Source organism: Delftia lacustris, from assembly GCF_040267515.1.
Classification (GTDB): Bacteria; Pseudomonadota; Gammaproteobacteria; order Burkholderiales; family Burkholderiaceae_C; genus Comamonas; species Comamonas tsuruhatensis.
Window position 1 is genome coordinate 5749159 of sequence record NZ_CP141274.1, and the last position, 13550, is coordinate 5762708.

General features: G+C 68.2%; 15 protein-coding genes. 7 read left to right on the top strand and 8 right to left on the bottom strand.

Translation table 11 applies throughout. From position 1 onward, the window contains the following. Positions 1 to 10: 10 nt before the first annotated feature. The 3 genes from pabB to U6958_RS27835 all read right to left on the bottom strand — a co-directional run bounded on the left by pabB (position 11) and on the right by U6958_RS27835 (position 2620). Positions 11 to 1168, bottom strand: coding sequence for an aminodeoxychorismate synthase component I (gene pabB / locus U6958_RS27825; protein ID WP_074923073.1), 1158 nt, complete (start codon positions 1166 to 1168; stop codon positions 11 to 13). A gap of 190 nt (positions 1169 to 1358) precedes the next feature. Further along, the gene (locus U6958_RS27830; protein ID WP_016449055.1) at positions 1359 to 1670 is read right to left on the bottom strand and encodes a DUF4148 domain-containing protein; all 312 of its coding nucleotides are present in this window, start codon (positions 1668 to 1670) and stop codon (positions 1359 to 1361) included. Between the two features lie 221 nt (positions 1671 to 1891). Then, positions 1892 to 2620 (bottom strand): Crp/Fnr family transcriptional regulator, encoded by a 729-nt coding sequence (locus tag U6958_RS27835; protein ID WP_016449056.1) that lies wholly within the window; start codon positions 2618 to 2620, stop codon positions 1892 to 1894. Between the two features lie 165 nt (positions 2621 to 2785). On the opposite strand from U6958_RS27835, the gene U6958_RS27840 reads away from it, so the two are divergent. The 5 genes from U6958_RS27840 to U6958_RS27860 all read left to right on the top strand — a co-directional run bounded on the left by U6958_RS27840 (position 2786) and on the right by U6958_RS27860 (position 7742). Beyond that, positions 2786 to 4015: an ABC transporter ATP-binding protein gene (locus U6958_RS27840; RefSeq protein ID WP_074923072.1), complete on the top strand. Its 1230-nt coding sequence runs from the start codon at positions 2786 to 2788 to the stop codon at positions 4013 to 4015. Positions 4016 to 4018: 3 nt separating this feature from the next. After that, positions 4019 to 5581 (top strand): hypothetical protein, encoded by a 1563-nt coding sequence (locus U6958_RS27845; protein ID WP_074923071.1) that lies wholly within the window; start codon positions 4019 to 4021, stop codon positions 5579 to 5581. Between the two features lie 87 nt (positions 5582 to 5668). After that, a complete protein-coding gene (gene panB, locus U6958_RS27850; protein WP_012203749.1) occupies positions 5669 to 6550 on the top strand; it encodes a 3-methyl-2-oxobutanoate hydroxymethyltransferase in 882 nt (293 codons plus the stop codon). Between the two features lie 82 nt (positions 6551 to 6632). After that, a complete protein-coding gene (gene panC / locus U6958_RS27855) occupies positions 6633 to 7484 on the top strand; it encodes a pantoate--beta-alanine ligase (RefSeq protein ID WP_016449059.1) in 852 nt (283 codons plus the stop codon). Between the two features lie 45 nt (positions 7485 to 7529). After that, a complete protein-coding gene (locus tag U6958_RS27860) occupies positions 7530 to 7742 on the top strand; it encodes a DUF3079 domain-containing protein (protein WP_017404237.1) in 213 nt (70 codons plus the stop codon). A 16-nt stretch (positions 7743 to 7758) separates the two neighbouring features. Here U6958_RS27860 and U6958_RS27865 read toward each other — a convergent pair whose 3' ends face one another. Further along, positions 7759 to 8688, bottom strand: a complete 930-nt coding sequence (locus U6958_RS27865) for a LysR family transcriptional regulator (protein WP_074923070.1) — start codon at positions 8686 to 8688, stop codon at positions 7759 to 7761. Between the two features lie 102 nt (positions 8689 to 8790). Between U6958_RS27865 and lysA the strand changes: the two genes are divergently transcribed. Next, positions 8791 to 10044, top strand: a complete 1254-nt coding sequence (gene lysA, locus U6958_RS27870) for a diaminopimelate decarboxylase (protein ID WP_016454154.1) — start codon at positions 8791 to 8793, stop codon at positions 10042 to 10044. Positions 10045 to 10234: 190 nt separating this feature from the next. On the opposite strand, the gene U6958_RS27875 is transcribed toward lysA, so the two are convergent. The 4 genes from U6958_RS27875 to U6958_RS27890 form a co-directional block, all read right to left on the bottom strand. Beyond that, complete coding sequence (locus U6958_RS27875; protein WP_016454153.1) at positions 10235 to 11245, bottom strand: NAD(P)H-dependent glycerol-3-phosphate dehydrogenase; 1011 nt, start codon at positions 11243 to 11245, stop codon at positions 10235 to 10237. Between the two features lie 120 nt (positions 11246 to 11365). Next, positions 11366 to 11821: a protein-export chaperone SecB gene (gene secB / locus U6958_RS27880; RefSeq protein ID WP_013803924.1), complete on the bottom strand. Its 456-nt coding sequence runs from the start codon at positions 11819 to 11821 to the stop codon at positions 11366 to 11368. Positions 11822 to 11950: 129 nt separating this feature from the next. After that, the gene (gene grxC / locus U6958_RS27885) at positions 11951 to 12208 is read right to left on the bottom strand and encodes a glutaredoxin 3 (RefSeq protein ID WP_016449064.1); all 258 of its coding nucleotides are present in this window, start codon (positions 12206 to 12208) and stop codon (positions 11951 to 11953) included. A gap of 88 nt (positions 12209 to 12296) precedes the next feature. After that, positions 12297 to 12704, bottom strand: a complete 408-nt coding sequence (locus U6958_RS27890; protein WP_016449065.1) for a rhodanese-like domain-containing protein — start codon at positions 12702 to 12704, stop codon at positions 12297 to 12299. Positions 12705 to 12802: 98 nt separating this feature from the next. Here U6958_RS27890 and gpmA point away from each other — a divergent pair, with 98 nt between their 5' ends. Next, positions 12803 to 13546 carry a 2,3-diphosphoglycerate-dependent phosphoglycerate mutase gene (gene gpmA, locus U6958_RS27895; protein ID WP_016449066.1) on the top strand — a complete coding sequence of 248 codons (744 nt, stop codon included), beginning with the start codon at positions 12803 to 12805 and terminating at the stop codon, positions 13544 to 13546. The last annotated feature ends 4 nt before the right edge of the window (positions 13547 to 13550 follow it).

A 13550-nucleotide genomic window follows, 5' to 3' on the forward strand; every position in this document is an offset into this window, starting at 1 on the left:
GCACGCCCTTTCACACCTTGTCCAGAAAAGCCCTCTTGTGGCGCCATTCCTGCCATTCGGCAGGCGCCTCGGCGCCCGAGGTGATGCCGCTGCCGATGCCGCAGCGCAGTTGCGTGCCACGCGCCACCACCGTGCGTATGGGCACATTGAAGGTGGCGTGCACGCGCCCCGCTGCGATGCCGGGCCGCACCACGCCCACGGCGCCGCAGTACACGCCGCGCGGACCCGATTCCAGCTCGTGGATGAGCCGCATGGCCTGGCGCTTGGGCGCGCCCGTGATGGAGCCGCAGGGAAACAGCGCCGCAAACACGTCCGCCAGGCCGGTGCCGGGCCGCGTGCGCGCCTGCACGTCGGACGTCATCTGCCACACGGTGGGCAGGGGTTCGGCATGGAACAGGCGCGGCACCTGGACGCTGAAAGGCTCGGCAATGCGCGAGACATCGTTGCGCAGCAGGTCCACGATCATCACGTTCTCGGCCCGCTCCTTGGGCGAGGACCGCATGGCCTGGACATTCGCCTCGTCCTGTGCAGGCGTGGCGCCACGGGGCGCCGTGCCCTTCATGGGGCGCGTGAGGATGCGCTCGCCATCCCAGTCGAAGAACAGCTCGGGCGAGACGGACAGCACCTGCTCGTCGCCGCTGTCCATGCAGGCCACGTAGCCGCCGGGCTGGGCGCGTCGCAGCGCGGCGAACAGCGATGGGATGTCGCCCAGCAGCCGGCCCATGAACTGGGCCGTGTAATTGATCTGATAGCAGTCACCGGCCGCAATCGCCTCGTGGATGCGCGCAATGGCGGCATCGAAATCGGCACGCTCCAGGCCGGACTGCCATTGCACCTGAGATTGCACCTGAGGGCCGGTCTCGACCGCGTCCGCGTCTTCAGGCCAGGGCCGGGGGCCGTCGAAGACGGCAAACCAGGCCAGCGGCTCGCCTGGCGGCGTGGCATGCAGGGCGCCGGCGTAGGCCGCGTCAAACGCCGCCGCCGCCTCGTAGCGCACCCAGCCCAGGCACCACAGGCCGGCCTGGGCGGCCTGCTGCACGGCGTCAAGCACACCGCGCACCTGCTCGGGCGCATGGGCTGCCAGGCTGCGCAGCGGCGGCCCGAAGCCATGGCGCAGCCGGGCGGCCGAGCCGTCATGGGGGTTGGGAAAATCGATCAGAAACTTCACAAAACGGCCGTCAACGCATTGCTGTACTTGCATCAGCAGCTTCGCTATCGATAGCAGCCACTGACACGGGGCCGCCCAGTGTAGAGCGAGGGAAACAAAAAAGCGCCCCGAAGGGCGCCAAACCAAGCGTCCCGAAAGGACGCTTTCCACCAACAGGCCCGGCACCATGCCGGACCCATATCCATTCACATCACTTCTGGGTGACGGTGTGCTGGCCTTCCAGGCGGGCCACGGCCTCGCGGTAGGCGGGGCCGCTGCGCAGTTGCTGGTAGCGGGCCAGGCCGCGCTGGTATTCGGCCGAGTTGTAGCCGATTTCGCGGTCAGCCGAGGGCGAGGGCAGGTAGGTCATGCCTGCCTGGTGCCACATCTCGAGGTCGGCCAGCACTTCGGCGCGGCTCAGGCCTGCGGTGGCGGAGGACGAGGGGGAAACGGCTTCTTGGGCCATTGCAGTGCCGGCGAGGCCCAGGGTCAGGGCGGCCAGTGCAGCGGAGAGGGTACGCATGTCAGATCCTTTCAAAAGGCCGCTCGGCATTCATTTCCTCACGGCATGGACGTTCTATGCGGCGCTGCAGCATTCTTCGTCTGTGCGTTTTCTCACGTGTTTTCGCATCCGGGCTGGCCAACGTGCCGCCTTTTCCCCCGTGTTCCCCTCGACAGAAGGCGAATTCACGCGTTCCTGAAACAGTGTTTTTCGCGGCTTGAAACAGCCGCGGCAGACAAGGCTCAGCGCGCTTCCTCGAGCAGCACGCGCAGGCCTTCGACATGGCAGATGCGCAGGTTGCGGCCTTCGCGCCGCAGCAGGCCCAGGCGCACCAGGCGCGACATCTCGCGCGCCACTTCCTCGCGGCTGGAGCCCAGCATCAGGGCCAGATCGGTCTGCCGGGGCGCGGGGGCGAGCAGGGCCTGCCCCTGCTCCTCCCCGGCCAGTTCGGCGCGCTCCAGCAGCAGGGCATGCAGTCGGCTGCGCACGCTGAGGGTTCCCAGATTGACCATGCGCCGCGCCAGCGTCACGGCCAGGCTGCTGAGCCGCACGATGAAGGCGCGCAGCACCAGGGGCTCGCTCATCAGCAGTGCTTCCACATCCTCGGGCGCGAGCGAGGCCACCAGGCTGGGTTCTCCCGCCTCGACGACCAGTGGTATGCCCCCGCATTCGTTTTGCTGCTGCTGCATCTGGCCGCCGACGAACATGCCTGTGGCAATTTCACCGAGCGTCAGCCCGCGTCCGTTCGCGGCATAGCTGCTGACGCGCAGGCTGCCGTGGACGAGCATGTACATGCGCTGGTCGGCATAGGCGCCCTCCAGCCTCTGGTGCGTGGCCAGTTGCTGCCAGCGGCATTGCGCCGCCAGTTCGGCCAGGCGCTCGTCGGACAGGCTTTGCAGCACATGGACCTGGCGCAGGCCCTGCCAGGCCACGGCGGGAAGAAGCGGAGATGTCTGTAAGGAACCGGACATGGTGCAACACCGTTGAAGCGCATCCGCAGGGCCTGTGCGGGCCCTGTCGTCCGTCGCGGGAAGTACAGCATAGCGGGATCGCATAGACTCGTCGCGCGCCGGGAATCGCACTGTCCGGCTCCCCGGATGGCCGCACCGCGCAGCACAGAAAAAAGGGAGGGCTTCATGGAATCGAGCATCGAATCGGCACGACCACCCGCGCGCCCGCAGGCCACCGTGGCGGCCTGGGCGCAATCCGTGGAACAGGCGATCGCCAGCCAGCAATGGCATGGCGCGTGGCGTGCACTCATAGACGCCGCCCTGCCGGCCGAAACCGCCGTGCAGCAGAGCCTGCTGACTGCGCTGGACGCCTGGGATGGCCTCGCGGCCGATTCCGGCGCAGAGCCCCGCCACGCGCTGGTGCAGCAGGTTTTCGACGCCCTGCATGCCGCCCATGCCCCGGGCCAGGCGCTGCAGGCCGATTCCGCACCTCCCAGCGCGCACCGTGCATACCGTGCGCACCGCATACTGGGACGGCAACTGGTCAAGCGCTACCGGCGCGGCGGCTTTGCGCTGGGGCCGGTGGATGTGGCCGTGGAGCCCGGCACCATCCTGGGACTGGTGGGCGAGAACGGCAACGGCAAGACCACCTTGCTGCGCCTGCTGGCCGCCGATCTGGCGCCCGACGCAGGGCAGCTGGACTGGGGTGTTCCTGCCGCCAATGCCTACCTGCTGCGCACCCAGCTCGCCTATATCCCCCAGCGCCCGGCCGTCTGGGGCGGGCGCCTGATGGACCATCTGCAATTCGCCGCGCGCAGCCATGGCGCCGTGGGCCCACGCAACATCTGCCTGGTACAGCTGGTCATCGCGCAGCTGGGGCTGCGCGCCTTCCGGGGCCACCAGTGGAAACAGCTGTCCTCGGGCTACAAGATGCGCTTCGAGCTGGCGCGCGCCCTGCTCTGCCGGCCGCGCGTGCTGCTGCTGGACGAGCCGCTGGCCAATCTGGACATCAACGCCCAGCAGACCCTGCTGACAGATCTGCAGTCGCTGGCGCGCTCGCCCTGGCAACCCATGGCCCTGGTGCTGAGTTCACAGCAGCTGTACGAGGTGGAAAAGGTGGCCGACCAGGTGCTGTTCCTGGAGCAAGGCCAGCCGCGCAGCGTTCAGCAGAGCTTTGCCGCCATGCAAGGCTGCGCCATCGAGTTCGAGACCGGCTGGGCCATGGCGCAACTGAAACCCTGGCTGGACCGGCTGCCATCCCATACGCACCAGCTCAGCGGCCAGACCCACATCGTGAGTTTTCACGTGCCCTTCACGGCAGCGCAGTTCCTGGCGCAGGCCGTGCAGGCACAGATGCCCGTGCGCTATTTCCGCGACATCACCGCATCCACCCGCCGCCTGTTCGTGAGGGACTGAGCCATGCCACGTTTTTCCGATATGACGAACCGCTGGGACCAATGGGTGCTGATGCGCTGCCCCCTGCTGTGGCAGTTGCGGCTGCACTGGTATCTGCCGCTGGCGCTGCTGTGGTGCGTGCTGGTGCTGGGCATCTGGATGCAATGGATGGCCGAACCCGCGCGCTGGATGGGCTCCCTGCCCGGCGTTGCGTCCACGGCACAGCAAACGCCCGAGCAATTGGCGCTGGACATCGGCTCCGTCGTGGCCTGGATCGTGGCGGTCGGCCTGGCGCTGTGGTGGTTGCTGCGCGTGCGCATCCACAACCGCTGGCGCGAACACGCCCCCGTGGGCCGCTGGGGCCTGTGGTGGGAGTACCTGTGGGGAGCCTTGTTCCTATCGCTATTGTTCGCGCCTGCGATCGCCTTTTCGCCCATCTATGAAATGCGGATGCAGCGCCAATGGTCGGACACGGATGTCAGTGCACAGATCCAGACTGTCGAGCAAGTCGCAGCCCTGGAGGCGCTTGCCGCGCCACGCCAGGCGGCCATGCTCGTGGAATGGATACGTGTGCTGCGCGAGGAAGAGGTCGATCCGGCGAAGTACCCGGGCATCCAGGCCCTGGTCTGGTTGATGCGCGGAGACCAGGGCGCGATTGCCCAGACGCTGGAGCGCTACGGCCAGCCATTGCAGGCCAGAGGCTATGTGCGCCAGTCTGCCAGCTCCGCCCAGGACCAGGCGGAGCACCTGCTGGCCAGCTACCGCAGCGCGCTGCAATCCCCCCTGGCCCAGGAATGGCGCGCCTACCTGGCAGCGAACCCGCAACCAGAGACTGGCGAGAAGGTATCCAGAGCGCAGAACTCCAACTGCAAACCACCCCTGGGTCGCAGCAGGCCTTTGGATCTGGAGCCGGATCCGCGCAAATGCTTCGGTACCTATCTGGCCCAGAGCAACCGTGAGTGGCTCATGCTGCTGGAGAGGTTCGACAGCCGGTGGAGCCCGCCGCAGCATGTGCAATGGCAGCACCCGCGCTACGGCCTGGCCCTGCCGGCCTACCAGGAAAGCCATCTGCGGCGCGCTGACAGGTCCCGCGACGACGAATGGCCAAGGATGTCCCAGTTGCTTGCGGCCGCCAGCGTTGGCTTTTTCCTCGCCTTGGCCCTGGTGCTGGTGCGCCTGATGCCCGCCATGCAGCTGGTGGCCTGGGGCGCATGCCTGGTCCTGACCTTGCTTGGCAGCGTGCTGGCCGGGATGCTGGGAATCACCAACCTCTATGTGCTGGGGCTGTTTCCGGCCGCGCTGATATCGGTCGCCTGGCTGCGCATCCGTGTGCTCAAGCGCCCCTGGGCCGGCGCGGTGCTGCTGGCCCTGGGCATGTCGCTGGCCCTGATATGGCTCGCCGCCGCCTGGTCTGAGTGGTCCAGACTGCTGTTGCCACGCCCCACCGGCAGCGCAGGCCCTTGGACGGATACCCAGCACTGGCTGGACCTGCTGATGGGCGCGCCTGCCGTGGCAGCCAGCACGGCCCTGCTCGTGGCCCTGCTGTCTCCGCTGTGGCGCCGATGGCGTGGCCTGCCCGAAAGGTGACGGAAAAGCAAAGGACAGCTCAGGGACAGGTGCCCCCGGCGCGCATCGCATAGACTCGCGGCAATTCCATCCCCCTCCGAGCGCCCCATGACCCAAGCCCCCGTCACCGCCGGCACGCCCTACGGCACCATCCCTCCCGCCTCGCCGCTGCCCCAGCGCCGCCCCGTGAGCCTTCCGCGCCTGGCGCAGATGCGCGAGGCCGGCGAGAAGATCACCATGGTCACCGCCTACGACGCCACCTTCGCGGCCGTGGCCGATGCGGCCGGCGTGGAGTGCATCCTGGTCGGCGATTCGCTGGGCATGGTCTGCCAGGGCCTGCACAGCACCGTGGGCGTGTCGCTGCAGGACATGTGCTACCACACGGCCAGCGTGGCGCGCGGCCTGCACCGCGTGCAGGGCACGGCCTGGCTGATCGCCGACATGCCCTATGGCAGCTATGCCGAAAGCCGCGAGCAGGCCATGCGCAGCGCCTGCGAGCTGATGCAGGCCGGCGCCCACATGGTCAAGCTCGAAGGCGGCGGCTGGACCGCGCCCACCGTGCAGTTCCTGGTCGAGCGCGGCGTGCCCGTCTGCGCCCACCTGGGCCTGACGCCGCAGACCGTGCATGCACTGGGCGGCTACCGCGTCCAGGGCAAGAGCGACGAGGGCGCGGCCACGCTGCGCCGCCATGCGCTGGAGCTGCAGGATGCAGGCGCCTCCATGCTGGTGCTGGAGATGGTGCCGGCACAGCTGTCGCGCGAACTCACGGCCGAGCTGCCGCACTGCCACACCATCGGCATCGGCGCGGGCAGCGGCACGGCCGGCCAGGTCCTGGTGCTGCACGACATGCTGGGCGTGAACCTGGGCAAGATGGCCCGCTTCGTGCACAACTTCATGGCCGATGCGGGCAGCGTCAAGGGCGCCTTCGAGGCCTATGTGCATGCCGTGAAGAACGGCAGCTTCCCCGACGACAGCAAGCACGCCTGGTAGTCCGGCAGGCTGCACGGTCCGTTTTTCCGCTTCCCGCTTCCCGTTCCCCCGTTCCCCCGTTTTCCCGCTTCCCCGCTTCCCCATGCAAATCGTCCACTCCATCGCCGACCTGCGCGCCATCCTGGCCAGCAAGGGCCGCCCTGCCTTCGTGCCCACCATGGGCAACCTGCACGATGGCCACCTGTCCCTGGTGCGCGCCGCGCGCCAGCACGGCGACATCGTCGTGGCCAGCATCTTCGTGAACCGCCTGCAGTTCCTGCCGCACGAGGATTTCGACAGCTATCCGCGCACCTGGGCGCAGGACTGCGCCAAGCTGGAGAGCGAAGGCTGCGACCTGCTGTTCGCCCCGCGCGAAGCCGATCTCTACCCCGAGCCGCAGACCTTCAAGATCCAGCCCGACGCGCAGCTGGCCGACATCCTCGAAGGCCATTTCCGCCCCGGCTTCTTCACGGGCGTGTGCACCGTGGTGATGAAGCTGTTCTCGGCCGTGTTCTTCGCCAGCGGCGGCGGCACGGCCGTGTTCGGCAAGAAGGACTACCAGCAGCTGCTGGTGATCCGCCGCATGGTCGAGCAGTTCGCCCTGCCCGTGAACATCGTGGCCGGCGACACGGCGCGCGCCGACGACGGCCTGGCGCTGAGTTCGCGCAACGGCTACCTGAGCCCCGATGAACGCCAGCAGGCCATGGCGCTGTCGCAGGCACTCAAGCAACTGGCCGACGCCACGCGCGCAGGCCAGGCGCCGCTGGCCGAACTGGAGGCATGGGCCATGCAGTCCCTGGCCGCACAGGGCTGGGAGCCCGATTACCTGACCGTGCGCCTGCGCCGTGACCTGCAGCCGCCGGCCGAGGGCGCGCAACTGGCCGGTGCACCATTGGTGGCCCTGGGCGCCGCGCGCCTGGGCAAGACGCGCCTGATCGACAACCTGGAATTCTGATCCAGCGCAAAACCCTGGCGGCCATGGCGGTCCAAGCTGGATGCCATGGCCAGGAAATTCCCCATCCACCCCGCCCATCCCGAGCGCACCTGCTGGGGTTGCGACCGCTACTGCGCCCGCGACGAGCTGGCCTGCGGCAACGGATCGGACCGCACACAGCACCCGGTGGAGGTCTTTGGCGACGACTGGATGGAGTGGGGCCTGCCGCCCGAGCCGGCGGCAGACAACGCAGCCAGCCTGAAGGACGCGGCGCGCTGAAGTCGCCCACCCCACTTCAAGCGACCGCGGCCACCTCGGCGGCGAGCGCGTCCACCAGCCACTTCACCTCGGCCACGGCAGGCCGGTGCAGCGGCAGCAGCGCATGGACCTGGAAGGGAATGGAAAACGCCAGCGGCCGCACCACCAGCTGCGGCCCGGCGCAGACTCGCGCCGTCAGCGGATTGACGATGGCCACGCCCAGACCATGCTGGACCATGGCGCAGACCGCCACGGCGCTGTGGGTCTCCAGGTGCAGCTGGCGCTGCACGCCGGCCTGCTCGAACACGGCATCGATCTGCTGGCGATAGGGGTCGTCTCGCGCCAGGCTGATGAAGCCCTCCCCCGCAAAGTCGCCCGCCTCCAGCACCGGGCGGGCCGCCAGCGCATGCCCTGCCGGCAGCACGGCCACCTCGTCCATGGCGGGCAAAGCCAGAGCACGCGTGCCGGGCGGCGCCTCGGCCAGTTCGGCCAGGCCCAGGTCGTAGCGCTGGGCGGCCATCCACTCCTGCAGCAGCGGCGCCTCCTGCGTGGCCACGCTGACGGCCACGGGGCCGTGCTCCGCATGCAGGCGCGCCAGCGCTGCAGGCAGCAGCGCATGGCTGAGGGCGGGCAGGCACAGCACGTTGATGCGCGCCTGGTGCGGACGCCCCAGGGCCAGCGCATGCTCCACCACCCGATCCAGCCCCTGCCAGCTGCGCTGCACCTCGGCCCACAGCGACAGGGCGCGTGCCGTGGGCCGCAGCCGGCCCTGGGCGCGCTCGAACAGCGCATAGCCCAGCAGGCTCTCCATCCGCGCCAATTCGCGGCTGACGGTGGGCTGGGAGCTGTACAGCATCTGCGCCGCGCCAGTGGCGCTGCCGCTGAGCATGAGCGCGCGAAACACCTCCAGGTGGCGATGGGAGATGCGGGGCTCGGGGGACGTGTGTGGCAGCGCGGGGTCTTGCATGGGCAGAGCATATCCAAATCAAATGGACACCATAAGAACAAGCATTGGACTGAATGACCCCCATCCGCCATGATGCGCGGCAGTTCCCCTGAAAGAGACACCATGTCCAATCCCTTCTCGCCCGCCCAGCTCTGGGCTCTGGCCGACCAGCACGGCACGCCGCTGTGGGTCTATGACGCCGCCACCATCCGCGCGCGCATCGCCCAGCTCAAGGCCTTCGACACCATCCGCTTTGCGCAGAAGGCCTGCTCCAACATCCACATCCTGCGGCTGATGCGCGAGCAGGGCGTGAAGGTGGATGCGGTCTCGCGCGGCGAAATCCTGCGCGCGCTGGCCGCCGGCTACGCGGCCGGCCATGGCGACGACCTGCACAGCGACATCGTGTTCACCGCCGACGTGATGGACGAGGCCACGCTGGCCTGCGTGGCCGAGCACAAGGTGCCCGTGAACGCCGGCTCCATCGACATGCTGCACCAGCTGGCCCAGGCCTCGCCCGGCCATCCCGTGTGGCTGCGCATCAACCCCGGCTTCGGCCACGGCCACAGCAACAAGACCAACACGGGCGGCGAGCACAGCAAGCACGGCATCTGGCACAGCGACCTGCTGGCGGCGCTGCAGGCCATCCGCGACGGCGGCCTGAAGCTGGCCGGCCTGCACATGCACATCGGCTCGGGCGTGGACTACGGCCACCTGCAGCAGGTCTGCGGCGCCATGGTCGAGCTGGTGCGCGCCACCCGCCAGGCAGGCCATGACCTGCAGGCCATCTCGGCCGGCGGCGGCCTGTCCATTCCCTACCGCGATGGCGACGCCACCATCGACACCGCCCACTACCACGGCCTGTGGGATGCGGCACGCAAGGACGCCGAGGCCATCGTGGGCCACGCGCTGGGCCTGGAGATCGAACCCGGCCGCTTCCTGGTGGCCGAGTCGGGCGTGCTGCTGGGCCAGGTGCGCGCCACCAAGAATGCGGGCAGCAACCATTTCGTGCTGGTCGATACGGGCTTCAACGAGCTGATGCGCCCCTCCATGTACGGCAGCTGGCACGGCATGGAAGTGCTGCGCCGCGACGGCCAGGCCATGCCCCTGCGCGATGCCGTGGTCGCCGGCCCGCTGTGCGAATCGGGCGACGTGTTCACCCAGGGCGACGGCGGCGTGGTGCTGCCGCGCGCGCTGGCAGGCGCCTCGGTGGGCGACCTGCTGGTCATCCATGACACGGGCGCCTATGGCAGCTCCATGTCCAGCAACTACAACACGCGCCCGCTGGCCGCCGAGGTGCTGGTCGATGGCGACAGCACCCGCCTCATCCGCCGCCGCCAGACGGTGGAGGAACTGCTGGGTCTGGAGCTGGGCCTGTAACTGGGCCTGTAACTGGGCATGTAGCGCGCCAGGCACCAGGATTTCTGACGCAAAAAAGCCCCGGGGCCTTCCAGCTCCGGGGCTTTTTCATCGCCGGGCCGCCCCAAGATGAAAAGCGGCCCCCTCGGGGGGCAGTGGACCTTGCGCAGCAAGGGGAGCGTGTGGGCCATTTTTCATGGACACCGAAGAATCACTCGCCGCGTGGATCGCGCGCCATCAGGTGCTGCACGGCCTCGGCCGCCTGCAGCCGGCCGTCCAGCAGCTCGACCACGGTTTCGGTGATCGGCATCTCCACATTCAACAGCCGCGCGCGCGCCAGCACGGTGCGTGCGCTGTACACGCCCTCGGCCACATGGCCCAGCGAGGCCACGGCCTGCTCCAGCGTGCGGCCCTGGGCCAGCAGCAGGCCCACCTTGCGATTGCGCGACAGGTCGCCCGTGGCCGTCAGCACCAGATCGCCCAGGCCGGACAGGCCCATGAAGGTCTCCACCCGTGCGCCCAGGGCCAGGCCCAGTCGCGTCATCTCGGCCAGGCCGCGCGTGATCAGCGCGGCGCGGGCGTTCAGGCCCAGCTGCAGGCCGTCGCACAGGCCGGTGGCAATGGCCAGCACGTTCTTCACGGCGCCGCCCACTTCCACGCCCACGATGTCGGCGTTGGCGTAGACGCGCATGGCATCGCCATGGAAGGCCGCGACCAGGGCGTCATTGACCTCGGCATGCCGGCTGGCCGCCACCAGGGCCGTGGGCTGGTGGCGCGCCACCTCGGCCGCAAAGCTGGGGCCGCTGAGCACGCCGCACAGCAGATCGGGCGCCACCTCGGCGCAGACCTCGTGCGCCATCAGTCCATGGGCGGCGGCCGACGCGCCTGCGGGCACGGCCTCGAAGCCCTTGCACAGCCACACCACGGGCGCCCGCACATTGCGCAGGCGGCCCAGCCATTCGCGCAAGGCCGCCATGGGCGTGCCGATCACGATCAGGTCTGCCGCAGCCAGATGGCCGTCGATCTCGCCATGCACCACCTGCAGCGCGGCAGGCAGCGCCACGCCCGGCAGGTAGCGCGCGTTCTCGCCGCTGTCCCGCATGGCCTGCGCCTGGGCAGCGTCGCGCGCCCACAGCGTCACGACACGTCCGTCATCGCGCGAGGCCGCGCTCATTGCCAGCGCCGTGCCCCAGGCGCCTGCACCAATCACCACAATGTTCATATCTGCCCGACGTTGAAGAAGCGACGTTGATGAAAAAAAGAGGCCCTCGGGCCTCTTTTCTTGTACCACAGCGATGCGACGCGCCTGGGCGCAAGTCTCATCGGCCGGGATGGGACCGGCTTACTGCGGCAGCGAGTTGCCGTCCGCCTGGGCGGCTGCCTGCTGCTGCTCGTACATGGCCTGGAAGTTGATCTCGGCCAGGTGCACGGGCGGGAAGCCGGCGCGTGTGACCACGTCGGCCACGTTGCCGCGCAGGTAGGGATAGATGATCTGGGGGCAGGCAATGCCGATCACGCCACCCATCTGGTCTTCGGGCACGTTGCGGATCTCGAAGATGCCGGCCTGCTTGGCCTCGACCAGGAACACGGTCTTGTCCTGGATCTTGGTCTGCACGGTGGCCGTCACGGCCACTTCGTAGATGCCTTCGGCCACGGGAGTCGCCTCGACGCCGAGCTGGATGTCCACGCTGGGCTGCTCCTGCTCCAGCAGGATGGCGGGCGAATTGGGCTGCTCCAGCGACAGGTCCTTGAGGTAGACGCGCTGGATCTGGAAGACGGGAGTGTCCTGTTCGGCCATGGAATCAGTCTTTCTGGGCAAAAAACCCTGGCACGGCGGCCAGGGCATCAAAAAAATCACCAACAAAATGCCCGCTGCCAATAGGTTGCGCAGCGGGCACCTGGGCCTGCATTATGCAGTGCCCGTGTTTCAGCTTTGCAGCATGGGCACCAGGCCACCGTCGGCGTCCAGCGCCATCAGGTCGTCGCAGCCGCCCACATGGTGGTCGCCGATGAAGATCTGGGGCACCGTACGGCGGCCCGTGCTCTGCATCATCACGTCACGCGCGGCAGGGTCGGTATCGATGCGGATCTCTTCGATCTGCTCCACGCCCTTGGACTTGAGGATCTGCTTGGCCCGGATGCAATAGGGGCAGACAGCGGTGGTGTACATCTTCACGGCTTGCATATGCGACTTTCTTCGAGTGGGCGGCTTGCCGGCTGCAGGCGCCGGGGACGCGGCGCAGCGGCTTCCATCGTGATCAACTGGAGGCGCTTCAGGCCTTTTCAACCGGCATGCCGGCATCACGCCAGGCCTTCAGGCCACCGGCCAGGGCCTGGGCCTTTTCGTAGCCCAGCTTCTTCGCAATGCCTTCGGCACGCGAGGCGCGGTTGCCCTTGGTGCAGATCAGCACCAGCGGCAGGGCCTTGTTCTTCACGGTGGCAGGCAGCTTTTCCTCGAACTGGCCCAGCGGCACATTCTTGGCGCCATTGGCATGGGCGGCCGCGTACTCCTCGGGCTCGGAGACATCGATGACCACGGCCTTTTGGCGGTTGATCAGTTGCACGGCCTGCGCCGCCGTCAGCGAGCCGCCGCCTGCGCCGCGCACCAGGGGCAGCAGCAGCATCACGCCGGAAGCCAGCGCGATCAGGATCAAATACCAGTTATCGATGATGAATTTCACGTCATTCCTTGGGTTGGCAAACCTGTCAATTCTAGAATGCTGGCTTTTGCCCCCGCGACAGCCCAGCTTTGTCGCATCGAGAGACTTAGAAAGCCGCCATGTACAAGCTCGTGCTGATCCGCCACGGTGAATCCACCTGGAACCTCGAAAACCGCTTCACCGGCTGGACCGATGTGGACCTGACCGCCACCGGCGTCGAACAGGCCAAGAACGCCGGCCGCCTGCTCAAGGCCGAAGGCTACGACTTCGACCTGGCCTTCACCAGCGTGCTCAAGCGCGCCACGCGCACGCTGTGGCACACGCTGGACGAAATGGACCGCACCTGGCTGCCCGTGCAGCACAGCTGGCGCCTGAACGAGCGCCACTACGGCGGCCTGCAGGGACTGAACAAGGCCGACATGGCCAAGCAATACGGCGACGCCCAGGTGCTGGTCTGGCGCCGCAGCTACGACACTCCCCCGCCGGCCCTGGAGCCCCAGGACCCGCGCAGCGAGCGCAGCGACGTGCGCTACGCCCAGCTGGACCCCAGCCAGGTGCCGCTGACCGAATGCCTGAAGGACACGGTCGCGCGCGTGCTGCCGTTCTGGAACGAGTCCATCGCGCCCGCCATCCTGTCCGGCAAGCGCGTCGTGGTTGCCGCGCATGGCAACTCCATCCGCGCGCTGATCAAGTACCTGGACGGCATCTCGGATGACGCCATCGTCGGCGTCAACGTGCCCAACGGCATTCCGCTGGTCTACGAGCTGGATGCCGATCTCAAGCCCATTCGCCACTACTACCTGGGCGATGCCGAGGCTGCCGCCAAGGCGGCTGCCGCCGTGGCCGCACAGGGCAAGGCTTGAGCCT